Source organism: Xanthomonas axonopodis pv. maculifoliigardeniae (genome assembly GCF_041519315.1).
Taxonomy (GTDB): Bacteria; Pseudomonadota; Gammaproteobacteria; order Xanthomonadales; family Xanthomonadaceae; genus Xanthomonas; species Xanthomonas euvesicatoria.
Genome location: NZ_CP167998.1, coordinates 4,281,825 through 4,302,141, shown reverse-complemented (window position 1 = coordinate 4,302,141; position 20,317 = coordinate 4,281,825). Strand labels below are relative to the sequence as shown.

Annotated in this window: 18 protein-coding genes; 10 read left to right on the top strand and 8 right to left on the bottom strand. The window is 64.7% G+C overall.

Annotated features, from left to right (window positions below):
- Positions 1-712 precede the first annotated feature (712 nt).
- Positions 713-3,913 carry a bifunctional proline dehydrogenase/L-glutamate gamma-semialdehyde dehydrogenase PutA gene (putA, locus tag ACDH77_RS18340; protein ID WP_109290876.1) on the bottom strand — a complete coding sequence of 1,067 codons (3,201 nt, stop codon included), beginning with the start codon at positions 3,911-3,913 and terminating at the stop codon, positions 713-715.
- 265 nt (positions 3,914-4,178) lie between these two features.
- On the opposite strand from putA, the gene ACDH77_RS18335 reads away from it, so the two are divergent.
- The 6 genes from ACDH77_RS18335 to ACDH77_RS18310 are packed head-to-tail and all read left to right on the top strand — an operon-like array spanning position 4,179 to position 8,935.
- Positions 4,179-4,655: a DUF2244 domain-containing protein gene (locus ACDH77_RS18335; protein WP_089096236.1), complete on the top strand. Its 477-nt coding sequence runs from the start codon at positions 4,179-4,181 to the stop codon at positions 4,653-4,655.
- Between the two features lie 16 nt (positions 4,656-4,671).
- Positions 4,672-5,631, top strand: a complete 960-nt coding sequence (gene coxB, locus ACDH77_RS18330) for a cytochrome c oxidase subunit II (protein ID WP_218540748.1) — start codon at positions 4,672-4,674, stop codon at positions 5,629-5,631.
- 38 nt (positions 5,632-5,669) lie between these two features.
- A complete protein-coding gene (gene ctaD, locus ACDH77_RS18325) occupies positions 5,670-7,274 on the top strand; it encodes a cytochrome c oxidase subunit I (protein ID WP_005911527.1) in 1,605 nt (534 codons plus the stop codon).
- Positions 7,255-7,428 carry a hypothetical protein gene (locus ACDH77_RS18320; protein ID WP_003484652.1) on the top strand — a complete coding sequence of 58 codons (174 nt, stop codon included), beginning with the start codon at positions 7,255-7,257 and terminating at the stop codon, positions 7,426-7,428. The genes ctaD and ACDH77_RS18320 overlap by 20 nt, the downstream gene beginning before the upstream one ends.
- Positions 7,425-8,021 carry a cytochrome c oxidase assembly protein gene (locus ACDH77_RS18315; protein ID WP_277574516.1) on the top strand — a complete coding sequence of 199 codons (597 nt, stop codon included), beginning with the start codon at positions 7,425-7,427 and terminating at the stop codon, positions 8,019-8,021. The genes ACDH77_RS18320 and ACDH77_RS18315 overlap by 4 nt, the downstream gene beginning before the upstream one ends.
- Before the next feature lie 38 nt (positions 8,022-8,059).
- Positions 8,060-8,935, top strand: coding sequence for a cytochrome c oxidase subunit 3 (locus ACDH77_RS18310; protein ID WP_005911522.1), 876 nt, complete (start codon positions 8,060-8,062; stop codon positions 8,933-8,935).
- 93 nt (positions 8,936-9,028) lie between these two features.
- Here ACDH77_RS18310 and ACDH77_RS18305 read toward each other — a convergent pair whose 3' ends face one another.
- Positions 9,029-9,247: a twin transmembrane helix small protein gene (locus tag ACDH77_RS18305; protein ID WP_003484642.1), complete on the bottom strand. Its 219-nt coding sequence runs from the start codon at positions 9,245-9,247 to the stop codon at positions 9,029-9,031.
- A 60-nt stretch (positions 9,248-9,307) separates the two neighbouring features.
- Here ACDH77_RS18305 and ACDH77_RS18300 point away from each other — a divergent pair, with 60 nt between their 5' ends.
- The 4 genes from ACDH77_RS18300 to cyoE are packed head-to-tail and all read left to right on the top strand — an operon-like array spanning position 9,308 to position 12,706.
- A complete protein-coding gene (locus tag ACDH77_RS18300; protein WP_031425147.1) occupies positions 9,308-10,030 on the top strand; it encodes an SURF1 family protein in 723 nt (240 codons plus the stop codon).
- 27 nt (positions 10,031-10,057) lie between these two features.
- The gene (locus tag ACDH77_RS18295) at positions 10,058-10,633 is read left to right on the top strand and encodes a hypothetical protein (protein ID WP_008577447.1); all 576 of its coding nucleotides are present in this window, start codon (positions 10,058-10,060) and stop codon (positions 10,631-10,633) included.
- Between the two features lie 10 nt (positions 10,634-10,643).
- The gene (locus ACDH77_RS18290) at positions 10,644-11,807 is read left to right on the top strand and encodes a COX15/CtaA family protein (protein ID WP_008577446.1); all 1,164 of its coding nucleotides are present in this window, start codon (positions 10,644-10,646) and stop codon (positions 11,805-11,807) included.
- Between the two features lie 2 nt (positions 11,808-11,809).
- Positions 11,810-12,706, top strand: a complete 897-nt coding sequence (gene cyoE / locus ACDH77_RS18285; protein ID WP_011348837.1) for a heme o synthase — start codon at positions 11,810-11,812, stop codon at positions 12,704-12,706.
- A 234-nt stretch (positions 12,707-12,940) separates the two neighbouring features.
- Here cyoE and ACDH77_RS18280 read toward each other — a convergent pair whose 3' ends face one another.
- From ACDH77_RS18280 to rpsU, 6 genes are all read right to left on the bottom strand, one after another.
- Positions 12,941-14,524: a thioredoxin family protein gene (locus tag ACDH77_RS18280; protein ID WP_031425144.1), complete on the bottom strand. Its 1,584-nt coding sequence runs from the start codon at positions 14,522-14,524 to the stop codon at positions 12,941-12,943.
- A 170-nt stretch (positions 14,525-14,694) separates the two neighbouring features.
- Entirely contained in the window at positions 14,695-15,741 is a 1,047-nt protein-coding gene (locus ACDH77_RS18275) for a bile acid:sodium symporter family protein (RefSeq protein ID WP_372353580.1), read from the bottom strand.
- Positions 15,742-15,850: 109 nt separating this feature from the next.
- On the bottom strand, positions 15,851-17,599 hold the full coding sequence (dnaG, locus tag ACDH77_RS18270; protein ID WP_008577436.1) for a DNA primase: 1,749 nt from the start codon (positions 17,597-17,599) through the stop codon (positions 15,851-15,853).
- A gap of 81 nt (positions 17,600-17,680) precedes the next feature.
- Positions 17,681-18,724, bottom strand: a complete 1,044-nt coding sequence (locus tag ACDH77_RS18265; RefSeq protein ID WP_008577434.1) for a YihY/virulence factor BrkB family protein — start codon at positions 18,722-18,724, stop codon at positions 17,681-17,683.
- 482 nt (positions 18,725-19,206) lie between these two features.
- On the bottom strand, positions 19,207-19,653 hold the full coding sequence (locus ACDH77_RS18260; RefSeq protein WP_011348832.1) for a GatB/YqeY domain-containing protein: 447 nt from the start codon (positions 19,651-19,653) through the stop codon (positions 19,207-19,209).
- Between the two features lie 263 nt (positions 19,654-19,916).
- Positions 19,917-20,132, bottom strand: coding sequence for a 30S ribosomal protein S21 (gene rpsU / locus ACDH77_RS18255; protein WP_002808376.1), 216 nt, complete (start codon positions 20,130-20,132; stop codon positions 19,917-19,919).
- Between the last annotated feature and the right edge of the window lie 185 nt (positions 20,133-20,317).

Sequence of the window (20,317 nt, the reverse complement as noted above, 5' to 3'; positions counted from 1 at the left end):
CGCTGGCGCATCTGCGCCGCTTGCCGACCGGCACCGATGTCATGCCGTACGTACAGTACCGCCGGGGCCGGTAGCCCGTCAGGACGCTGGCACCAAGCCTCGCCACACACGCCACGCGCCCATCTCTTGGAGAAAAGGGCGCGATCCATCTGTTGGCCAAAAACCTGCCTGGCCAATGCCAGATGCACGGGTGCGGTAGTGGCTGAAGCCGATAACAGACATCGCCCATGACAGCCTCGCTCGGCCGACGTCCTAGTGCGCATATCCTCGATACAAAGAACGGCCTGGAGCGGGTCGATCACGGCATCAGTAATGGGTCCCACATCCTTGGTGAGACAAGACGCAAGGCAGATGTTTCACACATCTCTGTTGAGACCAAATGCAAGACCAGTGGCAGCGCCAGGCGCGGTGAAGGCGTTCGATAAATCTCGGTTCGAAGCCAGCGATGTGTATCGCGGGGCGCACGCCCGAAGCCGTCGACTCGAACAGCCGGCGAAGCGCACCGCGAAGGCGCGCCGTTGTCGCCAGGTTGGGGGCGATGATTTATGTCGTTGGGATACTCACCACGACTGACGGCTTGAAACGTTGCGCCCAACCAACAAAAAAACCCCGCCTGAGCGGGGTTTTTTTGTTGGTACAGTCGGTACATCTGGCTGCAATCGGGTCATGACGGACCGACCAGCGGGCGGACGCCGCTATCTGCTGGCCGGCATCAGTCACCCAACGTCAATAGCGAGGCGTTGCCGCCTGCCGCGGTGGTGTTGACGGTGACGACCTTCTCGGTTGCGAAGCGCAGCAGGTAATGCGGGCCGCCCGCCTTGGGACCGGTGCCGGACAGGCCCTGCCCGCCGAACGGTTGTACGCCGACCACGGCGCCGATCTGGTTGCGATTGACGTAGACGTTGCCTACCGCCACGCGCGAGGTGATGCGGTCGATCGTCTCATCGATACGCGAGTGGACACCCAACGTGAGGCCGTAACCGGTCGCGTTGATCTGCTCGATGACGGCATCGAGCTGGTCGGCCTTCCAGCGAATCACGTGCAGCACCGGCCCGAAAATCTCGCGCTGCAGCTGGGACAGCGATGTCAGCTCATAGGCGCGTGGAGCGAAAAAGCTGCCATGCGCGGTGCTGGCGTCCAAGGTGGTGCTGCCGATCAGACGCGCTTGGCGATCCATGCGTGCCGCGTGATCGTCGAGAATCTTGAGCGCATCAGCATCGATGACGGGGCCAACGTCGGTCGAGAGCAGGCCCGGATCGCCGATCTTCAACTCGCCCATCGCGCCGGCCAGCATCGTCATGACCTTGTCGGCGATGTCGTCCTGGACGAACAGGACGCGCGCCGCGGAGCAGCGCTGCCCGGCCGAGATGAAGGCACTGGAAATGGCGTCTTTGACCACTGCTTCGGGCAGCGAGGACGAGTCGGCGATGAAGGCATTCTGGCCGCCGGTTTCGGCGATCAAGACGCCGATGGCAGCATCGCGTGCGGCCAGGGTGCGGTTGATGATGCGTGCGGTTTCGGTAGAGCCGGTGAAGGCTACGCCGGCAACGCGCGGGTCGTTGGTCAGCGCAGCGCCAACGGTAGCGCCATCGCCTGGCAGGAACTGCACGACCGCTTCCGGTACGCCGGCTTCATGCAGCAGCTTGACCGCTGCAAAGCCGATCAGGTTGGTCTGCTCGGCCGGCTTGGCGATGACCGTATTGCCGGCCGCCAGCGCTGCGGCGACCTGACCGAGGAAGATCGCCAACGGGAAGTTCCACGGGCTGATGCAGACAAAGACGCCGCGCCCGTGCAGCTGCAGCTCGTTGGATTCGCCGGTCGGTCCGGGCAGACGCTCCGGCGCACCGAACTGCGCACGTGCCTGGCCGGCGTAGTAGCGCAGGAAATCGACGGCCTCGCGGACTTCGGCCACTGCGTCGGGCAGCGTCTTGCCGGCTTCCTTGACGCAGATCGCCATGAAGTCGGGCATGCGCGTTTCGAGCAGATCGGCTGCATGTTCAAGGATGGTGGCGCGGCTCGCTGCAGGCGTGCGGTTCCAGGCCGGTTGCGCGGCCGCAGCGCTGACCAGCGACTTCTGGACGGTATCCGGATCGGCCGGGTGCCACTGTCCAACCGTCTCGCGACGATCTGCCGGATTCAACACCGCCTGGCCGGGCGTGCTGATCAGCGCACCGGGTACCAGGGGCGTGGCCTTCCACGGCTTGATCGCGGCGTTGAGTTGCTCGGCCAGCTGGCGCAGATCGTTGTCGTTGGCGAGATTGGCGCCCATGGAGTTTTTCCTGTTCTGGTTCTGGCTACGCAGCAAATCGGCTGGCAGCGGAATCTTGGGATGCGGGATGGAAGTAAATGACGTCACTGCCTCGACCGGGTCGCGGATGAGGTCCTCGATGGCGACATCCTCGTCGGTGATGCGATTGACGAAGCTGGAATTGGCGCCGTTTTCGAGCAGGCGACGTACCAGATACGGCAGCAGATCTTCGTGCGAGCCGACCGGTGCATAGACGCGGCACGGCAGATCGAGACGATCGGCAGGAATCACCTCGGCATACAGGTCGTCGCCCATGCCGTGCAGTTTCTGGTGCTCGTAGGTCTTGCCTGCCGCAATCGCACGTACCGCCGCAATGGTCTGCGCGTTGTGCGTGGCGAACATCGGGTAGAGCGCGTCGCTGTGCGCGAACATGCGACGTGCGCATGCCAGGTACGACACGTCGGTGTTCTGCTTACGCGTAAACACCGGGTAGCCGGGATGCCCTTCGATCTGCGCGCGCTTGATCTCTGCGTCCCAGTACGCGCCTTTGACCAGGCGCACCGGAATGCGTCGCCCGACACGGCGCGCCAGATCGGCAAGAAAATCGATCGTGTACGGCGTGCGTTTTTGATAGGCCTGCACGGCCAGGCCATAGCCTTCCCAGCCATCCAATGACGGGTCGGAGAAGGTGGCCTCGATGATGTCTAGCGACAGTTCCAGCCGGTCGGCTTCTTCGGCGTCGACGGTGTAGCCGATGCCATAGGACTTGGCTAGCTGCGCCAACTCCAGTACGCCCGGAACTAGCTCGGCCATCACTCGCGCACGCTTGGCATGTTCGTAGCGCGGATACAGCGCCGACAACTTGATCGAGATGCTGGGCGCGGCAAATACATCGGTACCGACGAAGTTGCCGCTGCGGCCGATCGCATGAATCGCATCCCGATACGCCTGCAGATAGCGCTGCGCATCCTTCATGGTGAGCGCGCCTTCGCCCAGCATGTCGAACGAATAACGGTAGTTGGCGTTGTCGCCCTTGCGCGAACGCGACAGCGCTTCGCCGATGGTGCGGCCCATGACGAACTGATGGCCCATGATCTTCATGGCCTGGCGCACGGCCAGGCGAATCACCGGCTCGCCGACGCGGCCGATCAGGCGTTTGAAGGCGCCCGGCACATCGGCGCGGGTGAGGTCGTTGAGCTGCACCAGCTGACCGGTCAGCATCAGGCCCCAGGTGGAGGCGTTGACCAGCACCGAATCGCTGCCGCCCATATGCTTCTTCCAATCCGCATCGCCGAGCTTGTCGCGGATCAGCTTGTCGGCGGTGTCCTGGTCGGGAATGCGCAGCAGTGCCTCGGCCACGCACATCAGCAGCACGCCTTCTTCGCTGCCCAGGTCGTATTGGCGCATGAAGGCTTCGATGGCGCCCTGGTCCTGCGCGCGTGCCCGCACACGGGTAACCAGGTCGGCCGCGACCGCCTGCACCTTGGCTTGCTCAGCGGCGGGCAGGCGTGCCTGGTCGAGCAATTCGCGCACGTGCTCGGCTTCGTCCTTGAGCCAGGCCGCGGTGATGGCGGCACGCAATGCGCCAGGTGCGGCGGGCAGTTCGGGCGCCAACAGCGGGCGCGCAACTGAGGTGGAGGCAAGCGGGTCGAGCTGTGCGTTCATGCGAAAGGTGCCTTGGATTCCGTGCTCATTCTAGTGAGCCAGACGGCTTGCGCACTTGTGTGGAAGCGGCGGCTTTCCCGCCGTTTTGTGCATGCTGCCACCACGCAGAGTGACGGCACGGCCATTGTCGAACAACGCGGAAGTGATTGATTTGTGCGCATTTTTAGCTGCACTGCAGCAAATTCTTGATCGCCGGAAATGCTTGCCGCATGCGTTGGCGCGGGTCTACCATCGGGCTATTCCCGCAGTGCGCTGCGTGCCGTCTATGATCGAAGTGCTGCCGTTGATGTCCGAAGGGGTTGGGACGCAGCTGCGGTTGCGGCCTCCGCGGGCACTGTCGGCCAGGCAATTCGTGCAGCTGTTCGCAGTGCTGGCGGGAACGATGTGGTTATTTGCAGGCCTGGGGTGGTGGACCGGCAATGCGTTCGCGCCGGTGTTTGCCCTGGTGCACAGTGGTGTGGTGGCGCTGGCGCTACGGCAGTTGTGGCGAAGTGGCGAGCGCGAAGAAGCGATCCGGGTGGGGGAAGCCGTTGTCGAGGTGTTTCCGTCCGGGCATGCGCCACCAGCGTTTCAGGCACATCCGCACTGGGTGCGGCTTTGCGTAGAACGCGATGACAGGGTGTTGCTGGTCAGCAGCGGCAAGCAGATCGAGATCGGAAGTTTTCTCGGGCCGGCCGAACGTGTGGAACTGGCAACAACGCTCAAACGCTTGCTCGCGGCCGCCAATGGCCGTCACCGATGACGTAAGGGTCTAGGCAATGACGCAACGCAGCAGCTGGAAGTCGATCAACACCTGCACACACGTGGGCCTGGCGATGGCGGCGCTGCTGAGCGCGCCGGTGGCCTGGGCGCAATCGGCCGATCCCAAGGAATGGCAGCTCAACATGGGGCGCGGGGTGACCCAGACCGCGCGGATGGCTTACGAGGCGCACATGGTGGCGCTGTGGGTGTGCGTGGTGATTGGTGCGCTGGTGTTCTCGGCGATGGGCTATGCGATGTTCAAGTTCCGCAAGTCCAAGGGCGCGGTGGCCGCACAATTCAGTCACAACACCACCGCGGAAGTGCTGTGGACGGTGATTCCGGTCCTGGTGCTGATTGCGATGGCGTGGCCGGCGACGGCAAAACTGATCGCGATGTACGACACCCGCGAATCGGAAATGACGGTCAAGGTGACCGGCTATCAGTGGATGTGGAAGTACGAATATCTGGGCCAGGGCGTGGAATTCACCAGCCGCCTGGCACGCGAATCCGATCGTATCCGCCAAAGCGGCGAGCGCCCCACCGCGGCCTCGCAGCCGCACTATCTGCTGGATGTCGATAACCGCCTGGTGCTGCCGGTCAACACCAAGATCCGCTTCGTGATTACCGCCGACGATGTGATCCACGCCTGGTGGGTGCCGGCGCTGGGATGGAAGCAGGATGCCATTCCCGGCATCGTCAACGAAGCCTGGACCAATATCGAACAACCGGGCGTGTATCGCGGGCAGTGCGCCGAGTTGTGCGGCAAGGATCATGGCTTCATGCCGATCGTGGTGGAGGCGCTGCCCAAGGCTGACTTCCAGCGCTGGCTGGCGTCGCGTCGTAGTGCGTCAGGCACAGCGCCGGGAGCCGCGCCAGCGGCCGCACCGACGCCGGCCAGTGCACCGGCCGCTCCGCAAGGTGACGCCGTGCCTGCGGCGGCACCGGCCCAGGCCGCAACACCGACCGCCGCTCTTTAATCGCCCGCAACCGCTCGCTTCGCAGAGGTCGTTCCGTCATGGCGCATACCGCAGTCGATCACCACGGACACCACCAGCCCGGTTTCGTCGAGCGCTGGTTCTTTTCGACCAATCACAAGGATATCGGCACGTTGTATCTGCTGTTTTCCTTCGTGATGTTCATCATCGGCGCGGCGATGAGTGTGGTGATTCGCGCCGAATTGATGCAGCCCGGCTTGCAGTTCGTCAAACCGGAGTTCTTCAACCAGATGACCACCGTGCATGCACTGGTGATGATCTTCGGCGGCGTGATGCCGGCTTTCGTCGGCCTGGCCAACTGGATGATTCCGTTGCAGATCGGTGCGCCGGACATGGCGTTGCCGCGCATGAACAACTGGTCGTTCTGGTTGTTGCCGGTCGCCTTTACCCTGCTGCTGCTGACGCTGTTCCTGCCGGGCGGCGCGCCAGCAGGCGGCTGGACGCTGTACCCGCCGCTGTCGCTGCAGGGCGGCTACAACGTCGCCTTCAGCGTATTTGCGATCCATGTGGCCGGCGTCAGCTCGATCATGGGCGCGATCAACATCATCGCCACCGTGCTGAACATGCGCGCGCCGGGCATCGATCTGCTCAAGATGCCGATCTTCTGCTGGGCCTGGCTGATCACCGCGTTCCTGCTGATCGCGGTGATGCCGGTGCTGGCCGGCGCGGTGACCATGCTGCTGACCGACAAGTTCTTCGGTACCAGCTTCTTCAACGCGGCCGGCGGCGGCGACCCGGTGATGTACCAGCACATCTTCTGGTTCTTCGGGCACCCGGAGGTGTACATCATGATCCTGCCGGCGTTCGGCGTGGTCAGCGAGATCATTCCGACCTTCAGCCGCAAGCCGCTGTTCGGTTACCAGGCGATGGTCTACGCCATTGCCGCGATCGCCTTCCTGAGCTTTATCGTCTGGGCCCACCACATGTTTACCGTGGGCATGCCGCTGGGCGGCGAAATCTATTTCATGTTCGCCACCATGCTGATCTCCATCCCGACCGGGGTGAAGGTGTTCAACTGGGTCAGCACGATGTGGAAAGGCTCGCTGACCTTCGAATCGCCGATGTTGTGGGCGGTGGCGTTCGTGATCCTCTTCAGCATCGGTGGGTTCTCCGGCCTGATGCTGGCGATCGTGCCGGCGGACTTCCAGTACCACGACACCTACTTCGTGGTGGCGCACTTCCACTACGTGCTGGTGACCGGTGCGGTGTTCGCGCTGATCGCGGCGGTGTACTACTGGTGGCCCAAGTGGACCGGGCGGATGTACAACGAGACCTGGGCCAAGGTGCACTTCTGGTGGACGATGGTGTTCGTCAACCTGCTGTTCTTCCCGCAGCACTTCCTTGGCTTGGCCGGCATGCCGCGGCGCATTCCCGACTACAACGTGGTGTTCGCCGACTGGAACCTGGTCAGTTCGATCGGTGCGTTCGGCATGTTCGTCACGCCGTTCCTGATGGCCGCGATTCTGCTGTCCTCGCTGCGCAGTGGCGCGCGTGCACAGGCCCGCTCCTGGGAAGGTGCCAAGGGTCTGGAATGGACGGTGCCGTCACCTGCCCCGGCGCATACCTTCACCGTGCCGCCGGTGATCAAGCCTGGAGATCTTGCACATGAAGACATCGGCCACTGAGTCCGCCTCGGAGCCGGCGGTGACGCGTCTGTTATCTGCTGCGGAACGGCAGGCGCAGCAGCGCCGTGCGGTACGCCGTACCGCGATCACGGTCGGCATCATCGCGTTGCTGATCTATGCGGGCTTCATCGCCTCGGGAGTCATCGGGCGGTGAGTGCACGCGCGCCCGCACACGCACCCACAGCCGGCTTGTTCAAGCTGCTGGGCGTGGTGCTGGGCGTGTTCGTGCTGACGTTTTCCCTGGTGCCGCTCTACCGCATCGCCTGCGAGAAAGTGTTTGGCATCCGCATGGAGCGTGCGCCCGGCAGCTCGCGCGCAAACGCGGGCGCGCCACCTGCCGCCGGCAAGCGCACGGTGCGCGTGGAGTTCGATGGCGGGGTCAATTCCAAACTGCCGTGGACCTTCCATCCCGAACAGATGACGATGGATGTGGTGCCGGGCGAGCTCAACGAGGCGCTGTATTTCGCGCGCAACGATGGTGCACGTGCGGTGGTGGGCAGTGCGGTGCCTTCGGTTGCACCTGCGCGTGCGTCGGGCTACTTCAACAAGACCGAGTGCTTCTGCTTTACCGCGCAGACCTTGCAGGCCGGCGAAATGCGCGACATGCCGCTGCGTTTCATCGTCGACCCGGCACTGCCGCCGGAAGTCACTACGATCACCCTGTCCTACACGTTCTATCGCAACGACGCGCTGACCTCCGAACTGCAGGGCGGAGGCGCAGCTGGCGCGCCACGCGCTGCGCCGTAACCTTCCATCCACCCGTACCACGACACGGAAGCAACGCCATGGCCGATCACAGTCCCAACGCCGATGCGTATTTCGTCCCGAGCCAGAGCAAATGGCCCTTTGTCGGGTCGATTGCGATGTTCGTGATGATGATCGGCGTGGCCAGCTGGCTCAACGACGCGGCATGGGGGCGCTGGACCTTCTTCGCCGGCGTGGCGATGCTGCTGGCGACGTTGTTCATGTGGTTTGGCGATGTCATCCGCGAATCCAATGCCGGGCATTACAACCGCCAGGTGGATGGCTCGTTCCGCATGGGGATGGTGTGGTTCATCTTCTCCGAGGTGATGTTTTTCTGCGCTTTCTTCGGTGCGCTGTTTTACACGCGTGTGCTGACGCTGCCCTGGCTGGGCGGGGAAGGCGACGGCGTGATGACCAACGAGCTGCTATGGAATGGTTATTCCGCTGCGTGGCCGACCAATGGCCCGGGCACCATCGGTGGGCAGTTCCAGACCATCCCGGCCTGGGGCCTGCCGCTGATCAACACGCTGATCCTGCTCAGTTCCGGCGTGACCTTGACCATCGCCCACCACGCGCTCAAGGGCGGGCGCCGCGGCGCGCTGCTGTTGTGGCTGGGGTTGACCGTGCTGCTGGGCTGCGTGTTCCTGTTCCTGCAGGCCGAGGAATATATCCACGCCTATACCGAGCTCAATCTCACCCTGGGCTCGGGCATCTATGGTTCGACCTTCTTCATGCTGACCGGCTTCCACGGCATGCATGTGCTGCTGGGCACCATCATGCTGGCGGTGATGTGGCTGCGCGCGGCGAAGGGGCATTTCAGCCGCGACAACCACTTCGCTTTCGAAGCGGCCGCGTGGTACTGGCACTTCGTCGACGTGGTGTGGCTGGCGCTGTTTTTGTTCGTGTATGTCCTTTGAGGCGGGGATTCGGGATTGGTGATTTGGGATTCGTAAAAGCGGAAGGCTTTAGTTTTCACGAATCCCCAATGCCGAATCCCCAATCCCGGCTCCTCAGCGGCCAAGCCCATGCGGCTTGATCCAGCCGGTGTAGATGCCGAGGATCACGATGGCGATCAATGCCACCGATAGACCGATGCGCCAGGTCAGGGCGTTGACGGTGCGCTTGGTCTGGCCACGGTCGGTCAGCAGGTAGTAGAGGCCAGCGCCCAGGTTCCATAGGATCACGATCAGGAAGGCGACAATCAGCAGCGTCTTGAGCGAATCGTTCACAACAGCCCCGGGTGCAGTCGGCGTGGTCATGGCATTGCACGCCTTTTTGCGCCGCTTGTCATGACGCGCAAGCACACGGCGGTGTTTGGCTGGTGTCTGGCGCTGCTGGTGAGCGCGGGTTTCGCGGCGCTTGGGCATTGGCAGTTGCAGCGCATGCAGAGCAAGCAAGCCTTGCTGGACCGTGCCGCACATGTGCGCGACACCACGCTGCCCTTGGCACCGGCGCTGGCGACGCAGAATGAGTTGGCATGGGTACGTGGGCAAGTGCGTTTTTTGCCGCAACTGGTCTTGCTGGACAATCAGCTGCATGACGGGCGTGCCGGTGTGCGCGTGTATCAACTGGCAGTGCCCGAAGGTGGATCGACAGACGTGCTGGTGGATCTGGGCTGGCTGCCATTACCGGCCGATCGGCAGTTGCCCGGCATCGTTGCGCTGAAAGGCGTGCAGACCGTGCAGGGGCTCTTGAGCGCTCCGCCGTCGGCGGGGCTGGCGATCGGACCGGCGCTGTCGCCGGGGGCTGCGGCGCAGACCTGGCTGGCCACGCGACTGGATCTGCAGGCCTTACGCAGCACGCTGGGCAGGCGCGACATTTCGTCGCAGGTCCTGCGCCTGGACCCTGCACTGCCGGTTGGCTACGCACGCGATCTGGACATGCTGCCAAACACGCTACCACCCGCGCGGCACTTGGGTTACGCGGTGCAATGGTTCGGGTTGGCCGTCGCGGTCCTGGCGACCGCAATGCTGCTGACATGGCGTGCGCGCCGCCGCGACCGCGGGCACTGACGCCTGCGGCATGAGAAAATCGCCGGCATGACCTCCTCCACATCGGCCACGCCGCATTCGGTCAAACGCGGCCGCAGGATGCTGATTGCCCTGGCGGTGCTGTTCTTCGGCTCGATGTTGCTGGCCGGCGTGCTGCGCTTCTCCGGATGGCAGCCGGCGTCGATGCGCAATCACGGCGAGCTGCTGAAGCCGCCCGCGGACCTGCGGGCGCTGGTGCCGGTCCGTGCCAACGGGCAACCGTATGCATGGGCGCCGAGCGAGCGCATCTGGCGCATTGCAGTGGCGCCGCCGGCCGATTGCACGCAGCAGTGCGTGGCGTTGGCCGCGGAACTGGACAAGGTGTGGCAGTTGCTCGGGCATCGCGCCGACAAGGTGGAGGTGCTGTGGATCGGCCCACCGCCGGCCGGGCTGCCGCCGATGCCTGCATTGCGCGTGCTGCGCGACGATACCCGCCTGCGCCAGGCATTGCCGCGCGGCACCGATGCGGCCGGCGTGCCGGTGTATGTGATCGACCCCAATGGCTTTGTGATCCTGCGGTATGCCCCGGGTTTCGACCCGGCCGGCCTGCGGTCGGATCTGGTCAAGCTGCTGAAACTGATGTGAGCCCGTTTCGATGAACCTGTTTGCGCCACCGGCGTTGTTCCGTCACTTCCATCGCATGGCCTGGCTGGCCGCGTTGTTCACTGCGAGCACGATCCTGTTCGGGTCGTTCGTCCGTTTGTCCGATGCCGGCATGAGCTGCCCGGACTGGCCGACCTGCTACGGCCGCGTGACCTGGCCGCAGACCAGCGACGAAGCCAACACGCACGTGGCCAGCAAGATCCGCCCGCTGGAATCGCACAAGGCCTGGCGCGAACAGGTCCACCGCTTCCTGGCCGGTGCGTTGGGCGTGGAAGTGCTGGTGCTGTCGTTGCTGGCGGTGCGTCGCCGTCGCATGGGCATTGCCCAGGTGGTGTCGGCCGCGGTGCTAGTGGCGTTGTCGATCCCGCTCTATATGTCCGGCTGGCACGCCATGGCCTTCGGCGTGGCGATCGCCGGCGAGGCCATCCTGCTGCTGGCGGCATTGCGCTGGAGCAACATCGATCTGGCGCGTGCAGCGGTGCTGACGCTGGCGGTGGTGATCTTCCAGGCGTTGCTGGGCATGTGGACGGTGACGTTGCTGCTCAAGCCGATCGTGGTGATGGGACACCTGCTGGGCGGCATGCTGATGTTCTCGCTGCTGGTGTGGATGGCCTGGCGCGCGACGCATTTGCCGATCACCCTGGCCGATGCATCGCGCTTGAAGTGGCTGCTGCGCCTGGGAGTGGCGGTGCTGGGCCTGCAGATCGCGCTTGGTGGCTGGGTCAGCGCCAACTACGCCGCGCTGGCGTGTGGCGGCGGCAGCTGGTCGGCCGACAACTTCCCGCGCTGTGTCAGCCAGTGGTGGCCGCCGCACGATTTCCGTGAAGGTTTCACGCTGTGGCGCGGCATCGGAGTGGATTACGAAGGTGGCGTGCTGGACGGTGCGGCGCGTATCGCGATCCAGATGGCGCATCGGCTATGGGCAATTGCGACCGCGCTGTACTTGTGGTGGCTGGCCTGGCGCTTGTCGCGCTCGCCGGGCATGCGGGTGTGGGCCGGCGCATTGGCGCTGCTGGTGGCCGTGCAGGTGAGCCTGGGCATGCTCAACGTGAAGCTGGCGCTGCCGCTGGAGGTCTCGGTCATGCATAACGGCGGGGCGGTGGCGTTGCTGTTCGTGCTGGTCTCGCTGCTGGCGCGGCTGCGCGCGCCGGAGTGAGCATGGCTGTCAGCGCACGCGATTATTGGGATCTGACCAAACCCAAGGTGGTGGCACTGATCGTGTTCACCGCGTTGGTGGGCATGTTCCTGGCCATTCCCGACATGCCGACCTGGCTGCAGGTACGCACCGGCGCGCTGGGCTTCCTGGGTATCTGGCTGGCGGCTTCAGCGGCGGCAGCGATCAACCAACTGCTCGACGCCAAGATCGACGCACAGATGGCGCGCACCTCATGGCGCCCGCTGGTGGTGGGCAAGGTGCGGCCCTGGCAGGTGCTGGTGTTCGCCGGCGCGCTGATCGTGATCTCCATGACCATTCTGGTGGTGTGGGTGAATGTCATCACCGCGGTGCTGACCTTCGCCTCGCTGATCGGGTACGCGGTGATTTACACCGTGTACCTGAAGCGTGCGACCTCGCAGAACATCGTGATTGGCGGCCTGGCCGGCGCCACCCCGCCGATGCTGGGCTGGGCCGCGGTGACCGGGCTGCCGACCAGCGCCGACTGGATCAATGCCTCGCTGCTGGTGCTGATCATCTTCATCTGGACGCCGCCGCATTTCTGGGCGCTGGCGATCTTCCGCCGTGCCGATTACGCCAAGGCCGCGATCCCGATGTTGCCGGTGACCCATGGCGTGCCGCATACGCGCAAGCAGATCCTGGTGTACACCGTATTGCTGGCGATCGTGACCTTGGCGCCGGTGGCGGTGGGCATGAGCGGGGTGTTCTATCTGGGCGGTGCGATCGTGCTCAATGCGGTGTTCCTCTGGTACGCGTGGCGCATGCTGAACCCGCCGGACGAACTGTTTTCAATGAAGATGTTCGGGTACTCCATCGTGTACCTGATGGCGTTGTTCGCCTTCCTGATGGTCGACCATCTGCTGCTGCCGTGGGTGCGCTAGTCGCCGCAGCGAGACGAGCGGCAATGCGGTAGCTCTGCCCGATGACTTGCGTGGCAATCAGGCGGATGGATGGATCACGCCTGCAGCGCCTGCCGCGTGTGGCGAAAGGTGCCGGATGCGTGCCGCGTGCGCCGCGTCGAGGTCACCAGCGGCGTCCATGTCAGCAGACGCCGCGGTTTGCGGCTTGCCACGCTCTGATCATCATGCGTTGCCGGCACACGGCACTGTGTCGACTCAACTCAGCCAACTGGCGCACTCGCTGGGAGTTTTGCTGTCGCAGCTGGACTGCATTTTCTGCTGCAGACGCGCCAGCACTGCACTGCCTTCGCGGCGATGCTGCTTGCTCCAGGTCTTCAATGCGGTGCCGAGGGTGGCGAAGCGCTGACGGGTCCGTTGCCGGTAACCATCCGGTTGACCGGCCAACTCGCCGATCACCTGGGTGGCGGCGCCCTCGATGCCGACGGTGTCATCGGGGCTGAGCCGGATGAGCCCATCCACGTACATCACGCCCCACTGCACGCGTGTGGCGGGACCTTGCGCGCTGTCGTAGGCCCGTTTGAGCCACAACAGGGCGGTCTTCTTGTCGCCGCGTTGTTCGGCCAGATCCGCCAATTCGGGCATGTAGTAGTACGGCGTCTTGCTGCGCGACAACTCGGCCAGCAGCAATTGCTCTGCCGCGCTGCGATCGCCCACCTCGCTCAGCAACGCGGCGGCCATGCTGATGGTGGATTGGCGCTCCTCGTCGGTCTTGGCGGTGTCGGTGGCCCACTGCACGCGCTGGTGCACCACCTCCACCACGTCTTTGGGCAACGGTGGTTGCGGGCCTTCGGCTTCGGTTTCGGTGGGCTGGCCTTGTGCCAGGCGTGCCAGCTGGATGCGCGCGTATGCGGTGCCGAGCCGGTCGGAAATCGGCAATGAAGGATCGGCGTAGACCTTGTCCAAGGCCTGATTCAATGCGTTGGAGAGCGTGCTGCGCACGTCGGCCTCGTTGCTGGCGGCGGTGACCAGGCGTGCCGGCACATAGTTCAGCGTGCCGAGATTGGCGCGCACTTCTGCCGGGTCGGCCAACACCGCTTCCAACAGCGTGCGGTTGGCGCTGCTGGCAGCCGGTGGGTGTCTGGCGGCACTGATGGCGGCCAGGGCGAAGCTGCGTTGCAGTGCCGGCTGTGGCGCCGAGGTGGAGAGCCGGGTGAGCACGTCGGCGGCGGCATCGGGTTTGACCAGCGTATCGTCGGTGCCCCAGGCGTAGTTGCCGAGCACGGCCCAATCGTCCGCGCTGAGCTGTTGTGGTGTGTGCAGCGCCTTGTCGAGCAATTGCTGGGCGGTACTGGTGCTCTTGGCCGCAACCCGCAACACCTCGGCCAGGCGCGCGTTGTCGGCATTGCCGGCCAGCCGGGTGATCTCGCTGCGGTCCGGGCGCAGCACGATGATGGTGGGATACGCCTTGACCCCGAAGCGCTCGCCCCAGGCCTGCGCGCCCTCCGAATCGCCGTCCAGGTGCACGGCGACGAACTGCTGGGTGCGCGCGATGAAGGCCGGATCCTTGAACAGCGTGGCCTTGAGGCGATTGCAGGGCGGGCACCAGGCTGCGCCCCAATACAACAGGATCGGCTTGCCGCTGTCCTTGGCTTCGGCAAAGGCGTCTTCCACGTCGCCCTCGCGCCAAGCGATGCCGGCAACGGGTGCCGGCGTGGACGCCGTCTTGGTGAGTGGTGCGGGCGCCGCAGGCGGTGCTGGCTTGTCGCAGGCAGTCAGCGCAGCCAGCACTGCCAGCAGCGCGATCAAGGAAGGGGAAGGGCGTGGCAGCGACAGCGTCATGGCAAATCACCGTGGGGCGGCAGAAGGTCGATCGCGCACTCTAGCGGCCGCTGGCGGACCTGGGCGGGCGTGCGTCATCACCGTTGTACATCTGCTTACAACCTGGATGTGCAGCGATGCGAACTGCTGTTACGCGATACGCAGCGGGCAGGTGCTGGCGCGGTGCAGCGTCAATGACGCTCGGCTGCGCCTTGCGGCTGGCCCAATGCACTGCGCGCATACCGTGCGGCCACAACGGCACAGACGATCAGCTGCAACTGGTGATACAGCATGATCGGCAACACGATCGCGCCCAGCCCGCCGCCGGCAAACATCACCTTGGCCATCGGCACGCCGGTGGCCAAACTCTTTTTCGAGCCGCAGAAGACGATGGCGATTTCATCGGCGCGGCTGAAGTGCAGGCGCCGGGCGATGAAGGTGATCGAAAGCATCGCCATGGCCAGCAACAACGCTGCAGCGCCGAGTACCGCCAGCAGTGCAGGCAGCGGCGTCTTCTGCCACAGCCCTTCGTTCACCGATGCACTGAAGGCGGTATAGACCACCAGCAGGATGGTGCCTTGATCGGTGTAACGCAGCACGGCGCGGTGACGTTCGACCCAGCCGCCGATCCACGGACGCATGAAATGGCCGGCCAGAAACGGCACCAGCAACTGCAGCAGGATCTTGCCGATCGCTTCGGCCGGATGCGCCATGGCGCCCTGACTGCCGACCAGTGCGCCCATCAGCAACGGGGTGAAAAACACGCCCAGCAGGCTGGAAAGCGAAGCGGCGCAGACTGCGGCCGGCACATTGCCGCGCGCCATCGAGGTGAACGCGATCGAGGACTGCACCGTGGACGGCAACGCGCACAGGAACAGCACGCCGACATACAGCTCCGGCGTCAGTGCCAGATGCGCCAGTGGTTTGAACAACAGCCCCAATAGCGGGAACAGCACGAAGGTGCAGCCCAGAATCACCAGATGCAGGCGCCAGTGCAACGCGCCGGCCTTCACCGCTTCGCGCGACAGCCGCGCGCCGTGCAGGAAGAACAGCGCCGCGATCGCCACGTCGGTGACATCGTCCATGACCGCCGCAGCCGTGCCCGTGACCGGGAGAAACGAGGCCAGTGCAACTGTGCACAGCAGCGCGAGGGTGAAGGGGTCAATGCGCAACCGCGCCAGCAGCTTCTTCATCGAGGTCCAGTGGTAGCGCGCGATCTTGCGCCTGGTATGGGCCATTCTACGATGCGTGCAGGCCTTGGCTGTGGCATCGACGTCACCGGTCAGGCCTGAAACGGCACGGCAGTGCGCGATGGCCTTGCGCTGCCTTCGGCCAGGCAGCACTGCATCACAACGCTGCGAGCGCCTTGAGCAGTTCGCGCATTTCGTATTTGTCGGTGTCGTCCAGCCCTTGCGCGCGCTGTTTGGCCTGCAGCTCCTCCACGCGTTGACGCAGCAATTGCTTGTCGAGTTGCGCGACGACGTCATGCAGTTCAAGCGTCCAACTGTGCTCGTCGCCGGGAAGCTCCTGCGCCGCCAGCTTCTGCAAGGCAGCAAGCTCCTGGCGCTCGGCGAAGTGCTCCAGCAGCGCGCCGGTGCTGATTTCCGGGCGTTGCCGCACCAGGTCCAGTAACTCCATCAACAAGTCGATCCCGGGCAGGCGCAGCCCGGAAAAATCATGCACGCCCTCCAGGCTCATCGCCAAGGACGGCCGTTGCAGCAGGATGGCGATGGACGCACGCACCAGGCTGCGTTTCTGCGTGGGCGCACCCATGCGCGCGGGCGGCCGTGGCCTGGGTGCGGACTGCTGCGCAGACGCGGTGGCACCGACCCCGGTCAGGCGCGCCAGTTCCTGTTTCATCAGATCGCCGAACGCACCTTCGGGGATCTGCGCCAACAGCGGGCGCGCACGTTCGGCCAGGCGCGCCTTGCCGTCGAGCGTGTGCAGGTTGATCTCACGCGACATCTCGTCGAAGAAGAACTGCGACAGCGGCGTGGCCTGCTTCAGGCGCTGATCGAAGGCCTGCGCGCCTTCCTTGCGCACGATGGTGTCCGGGTCCTCGCCATCGGGCAGGAACAGGAAAAACGCCTGGCGGCCATCCTTCATGCGCGGCAGCACCGATTCGAGTGCGCGCCAGCCGGCCTTGCGCCCGGCGTTATCGCCATCGAAACAAAAATACACATCCGGCGCGTTGCGAAACAGCAGCTCGGCATGTTCGGGCGTGGTGGCGGTGCCCAGCGTGGCTACCGCCTGGGTCACGCCGAACTGGAACAGCGAGACCACATCCATGTAGCCCTCCACCACGATCAGCCGCTCGATCTTCTGATTGGCCTGGCGCACCTGCCACAGGCCATACAGCTCGCGGCCCTTGTGGAACAGCGCGGTTTCCGGCGAATTGAGGTACTTCGGACCCGGGTCGCGGCCATCGGCCGGCGCGCCCATGATGCGCCCGCCGAAGGCGATCACGCGGCCGCGGCGGTCGAAGATCGGGAACATCACCCGGTCGCGGAACTTGTCGTACACATGGCCGCGATCGTTCTTGGAAAACAGCCCGGCGCGTTCGAGCACGCTCATGCGGCGCGCATCGGTGCCCAGGGTGTCCTTCAGTGCGCTGTAGCCATCGGGCGCGTAACCGATCTGGAAGCGCGCGCGGTTGTCGGCATCCACGCCGCGACCGTCCAGATAGTCGCGGGCGCGTTCGCTGCCCTCGAGCTGGCGCTGGAAGAACTTGGTCGCCGCGTCCAGTGCCGAATACAGCTCGCGGCTGTCGTCCTGCTGTTGCGGGGTGCGTTGCTGGGTCTCGCGCGGGATGTCCATGCCGGCGCGCTTGGCCAGCTCGTCGACCGCATCGAGAAATTCGAGGCGGTCGTAATTCATCAGGAAACTGATGGCGGTACCGTGCGCACCGCAGCCGAAGCAGTGATAGAACTGCTTGGTCGGCGAGACCGTGAACGAGGCCGAGCGCTCGTCATGGAACGGGCAGCGCGCCGAATATTCCTTGCCCTGACGCTTGAGCGGCACACGACCGCCCACCACCTCGACGATGTCGGTGCGTGCTAGCAGTTCGTCGATGAATGCGTCGGGGATGCGGGCCATCCCGATAGGATATCCCAGCGGCCTGCCAGCACTTCGTCGCCCCCGCTGACGAGGCCGGCGAGGCAGGCTTTGCAGCAGTCCTCAGCCGCGTGGCAGCGCGTGCGAGTCAGACGTTGAAGATGCAGGCGCCGCATCGGCAGGCGGCACGATCACCGGCGGATGCTCCGGGTCCACGCCCGCCTCGCGCAGCTTGCGATGCGAGCGCACCCGCTCGTCGATCACCGCAGTGATCAAGGCGCCGACGAAGAACACCACCGAGGCGTAGTACATCCACACCAGCAAAATGACCAATGTCCCCATCGAACCGTAGGCGCTACCCGGCGCTGCGGTGGCGATGTACACGCCGATGGCGTAGCGCCCCAGCGCGAACAACACCGCGGTGATGACGCCGCCCAAAAATGCCTGGCGCCAGTCGACGGTGCGATCGGGCAGGTAGCGATACAGGAACGCGAACGCCAGCGAGTACAGGGCCAGCGTGGTCACGTAGCCGACCGCCGGCAGGACCGAGGGCAGGCGCGCAAAGACCACCTGCAACGCGGTGGTGGCGATCATCGACACGATCAGCAAGAAGCCCAGCGCCAGGATCACCCCGAACGAGAACACCCGCTTCTGCAGCCAGGCCATCAAGCCGTCCAGGCGTTGCTTGTCGGTGCGAAAGATCAGGTTCAAGGCGTTCTGCAACTGCGCAAACACCGCCGTGGCGCCGATGAACAGCAGCAGCGTGCTCCACACGCCGGCCAGCGAGCCAACGCCAGGTTGATCGGTGGCATTGCGAATGATGGTCTGGGCGACTTCGGCCGCGCTGCCGCCGGCCAATTGCCCGATTTGCTGCACCAACGCTTCTTGCGCTGGCGGATAGAGCGAGGCGGTCAGCCACAACAGCAGCACCAACAACGGGGCCAGCGACAGCAGCGCATAGAACGACAACGACGCTGCCTGCGTCATCACGTCGATCTCGATGAAGCGGTTCAGCAGCGCCATCGGCACGCTGCGCTGCAGACGGCTCAGATGCTTGTGCAGATAGGCGGATGAAAGCGTCGTCACCGGCGGGAGAATCCTTGGCGCATACCGTTGGCGCGCAGGCGACGTCAGGGCAAGGTCGGTATGCGGAAGGACCTTGCCCATGCCTGCGCTGGCGCACCCGTTCTAGCAGGGCCGGATCGAAGGACGGGTGAAAGCGCGCACGCGCTATGGGTAAAGCAGGAGGCGGCGCATCTGGTACGCGCAGTCTGTTGCTCGTCGGGAGCAAGGTGCGCGGTGTGTCTGTCAGCGCATTCAATGTGCGCCAGATGCCGATCTACCTGTATCAGTCCGTGCCTGGCACTGCCAGCTGTCCACGCGATGACGAGAGCGCACACTGTGCAGAGCGCTTGGTCCGCATGCTGGGCCAGACGCGTCTGAAGACGGCATTGCGCCTTGCCTGATGCGTTGCGTGTGGCAGATGTGCAACGGCCGTGGCGCTCCAGCGGCGTCTTGCACCATCACTGTTCGTTGGAAGGTCCGCCTTCCACTGAAAAAGCCGCTCGGTGATGCGGCAGGCAGTGCCGCAGCGCGCACTGCGCACCGGTCGCAGCGCCCTGGCCGTGGCAGGGCGCTGCGGCGATCCATCAGCCTGCCAGCTGCTGCTTGACCAGGGTCGAGACCAAGCCCATGTCGGCCTGACCGGCCAGCTTGGGCTTGAGTGCGCCCATCAGCTTGCCGATATCGGCCGGGCTGCTTGCCCCGGTCTCGGAGATCGCGGCCCGGATGGCGGCCACGATCTCGGCTTCGCCCATCTTGGCCGGCAGATAGCGCTCGATCACCACGATCTCCTCGCGCTCGATCTGCGCCAGGTCGTCGCGCGCGGCGGCTTGGAACTGGGTGACCGAGTCCTTGCGCTGCTTGACCATCTTGTCCAGCACGGCGATCACGGCGGCATCGTCCATCTCGATGCGCTCGTCCACTTCCTTCTGCTTGATGGCGGCGTTGATCAGCCGGATCACGCCCAGGCTGTGCTTGTCGCCGGACTTCATCGCGGCCTTCATGTCATCGGTGAGTTGCTGCTTCAGGGACATGCGGTAACTCCTGAGTGTAGGGATCGAGTGGTGGCCAAGGCGCCCAAGCGGGCTGGGTACCTCGGCCGAACGGAGGCAGGGCGTGCGTGGAGAGATGTCTTGCAGCGCCTCGCGCGCGGCGCAGACTGCCTGATGTCTCCAGCGCAATGCCTTGTGGCAGGCCAATACAAAAAGCCGGCGACGCTTGCGCGTGCCGGCTCTTGGGTTCGCTCCCGCCAGGTCGCGCCTTCAGCGCAGACCTACCGGCAAGGAACCGCGTTCGATCAGTACAAGCGCTGGCGCTTGGTGACGTCGCGCGAGGAACGACGCAGCTGACGCTTCACGGCAGCGGCAGCCTTACGCTTACGCTCCTGGGTCGGCTTTTCATAGAACTCGCGCTTGCGGGTTTCGGCCAGCACGCCGGCCTTTTCGCAGGTGCGCTTGAAACGACGGAGCGCAAATTCGAAGGGCTCGTTCTCGCGGACTTTAACGCTGGGCATGTGTTCTCCAGAAATGGGATTTCCGTCCGGGAGCCCCGGGCGGGTGCGAGCGGACTCGCGTGACGGAATTTCCGGGTTGCCCCGGCGAGCCGCGCATTATAACGACTTGCCGACGACCTGCAAGCCCCTTGCAGAATTTCCCGCCGCGACACTGATAAAGCGTGCGCCCGGGCCATATGCGGCCG

Bases quoted from the DNA above. Each gene is read 5' to 3' on its own strand.
- putA (WP_109290876.1), bottom strand. From the start codon at position 3,913: ATGAACGCACAGCTCGACCCGCTTGCCTCCACCTCAGTTGCGCGCCCG.
- ACDH77_RS18335 (WP_089096236.1), top strand. From the start codon at position 4,179: ATGATCGAAGTGCTGCCGTTGATGTCCGAAGGGGTTGGGACGCAGCTG.
- coxB (WP_218540748.1), top strand. From the start codon at position 4,672: ATGACGCAACGCAGCAGCTGGAAGTCGATCAACACCTGCACACACGTG.
- ctaD (WP_005911527.1), top strand. From the start codon at position 5,670: ATGGCGCATACCGCAGTCGATCACCACGGACACCACCAGCCCGGTTTC.
- ACDH77_RS18320 (WP_003484652.1), top strand. From the start codon at position 7,255: ATGAAGACATCGGCCACTGAGTCCGCCTCGGAGCCGGCGGTGACGCGT.
- ACDH77_RS18310 (WP_005911522.1), top strand. From the start codon at position 8,060: ATGGCCGATCACAGTCCCAACGCCGATGCGTATTTCGTCCCGAGCCAG.
- ACDH77_RS18300 (WP_031425147.1), top strand. From the start codon at position 9,308: ATGACGCGCAAGCACACGGCGGTGTTTGGCTGGTGTCTGGCGCTGCTG.
- ACDH77_RS18295 (WP_008577447.1), top strand. From the start codon at position 10,058: ATGACCTCCTCCACATCGGCCACGCCGCATTCGGTCAAACGCGGCCGC.
- ACDH77_RS18290 (WP_008577446.1), top strand. From the start codon at position 10,644: ATGAACCTGTTTGCGCCACCGGCGTTGTTCCGTCACTTCCATCGCATG.
- cyoE (WP_011348837.1), top strand. From the start codon at position 11,810: ATGGCTGTCAGCGCACGCGATTATTGGGATCTGACCAAACCCAAGGTG.
- ACDH77_RS18280 (WP_031425144.1), bottom strand. From the start codon at position 14,524: ATGACGCTGTCGCTGCCACGCCCTTCCCCTTCCTTGATCGCGCTGCTG.
- ACDH77_RS18275 (WP_372353580.1), bottom strand. From the start codon at position 15,741: ATGGCCCATACCAGGCGCAAGATCGCGCGCTACCACTGGACCTCGATG.
- dnaG (WP_008577436.1), bottom strand. From the start codon at position 17,599: ATGGCCCGCATCCCCGACGCATTCATCGACGAACTGCTAGCACGCACC.
- ACDH77_RS18265 (WP_008577434.1), bottom strand. From the start codon at position 18,724: ATGGGCAAGGTCCTTCCGCATACCGACCTTGCCCTGACGTCGCCTGCG.
- ACDH77_RS18260 (WP_011348832.1), bottom strand. From the start codon at position 19,653: ATGTCCCTGAAGCAGCAACTCACCGATGACATGAAGGCCGCGATGAAG.
- rpsU (WP_002808376.1), bottom strand. From the start codon at position 20,132: ATGCCCAGCGTTAAAGTCCGCGAGAACGAGCCCTTCGAATTTGCGCTC.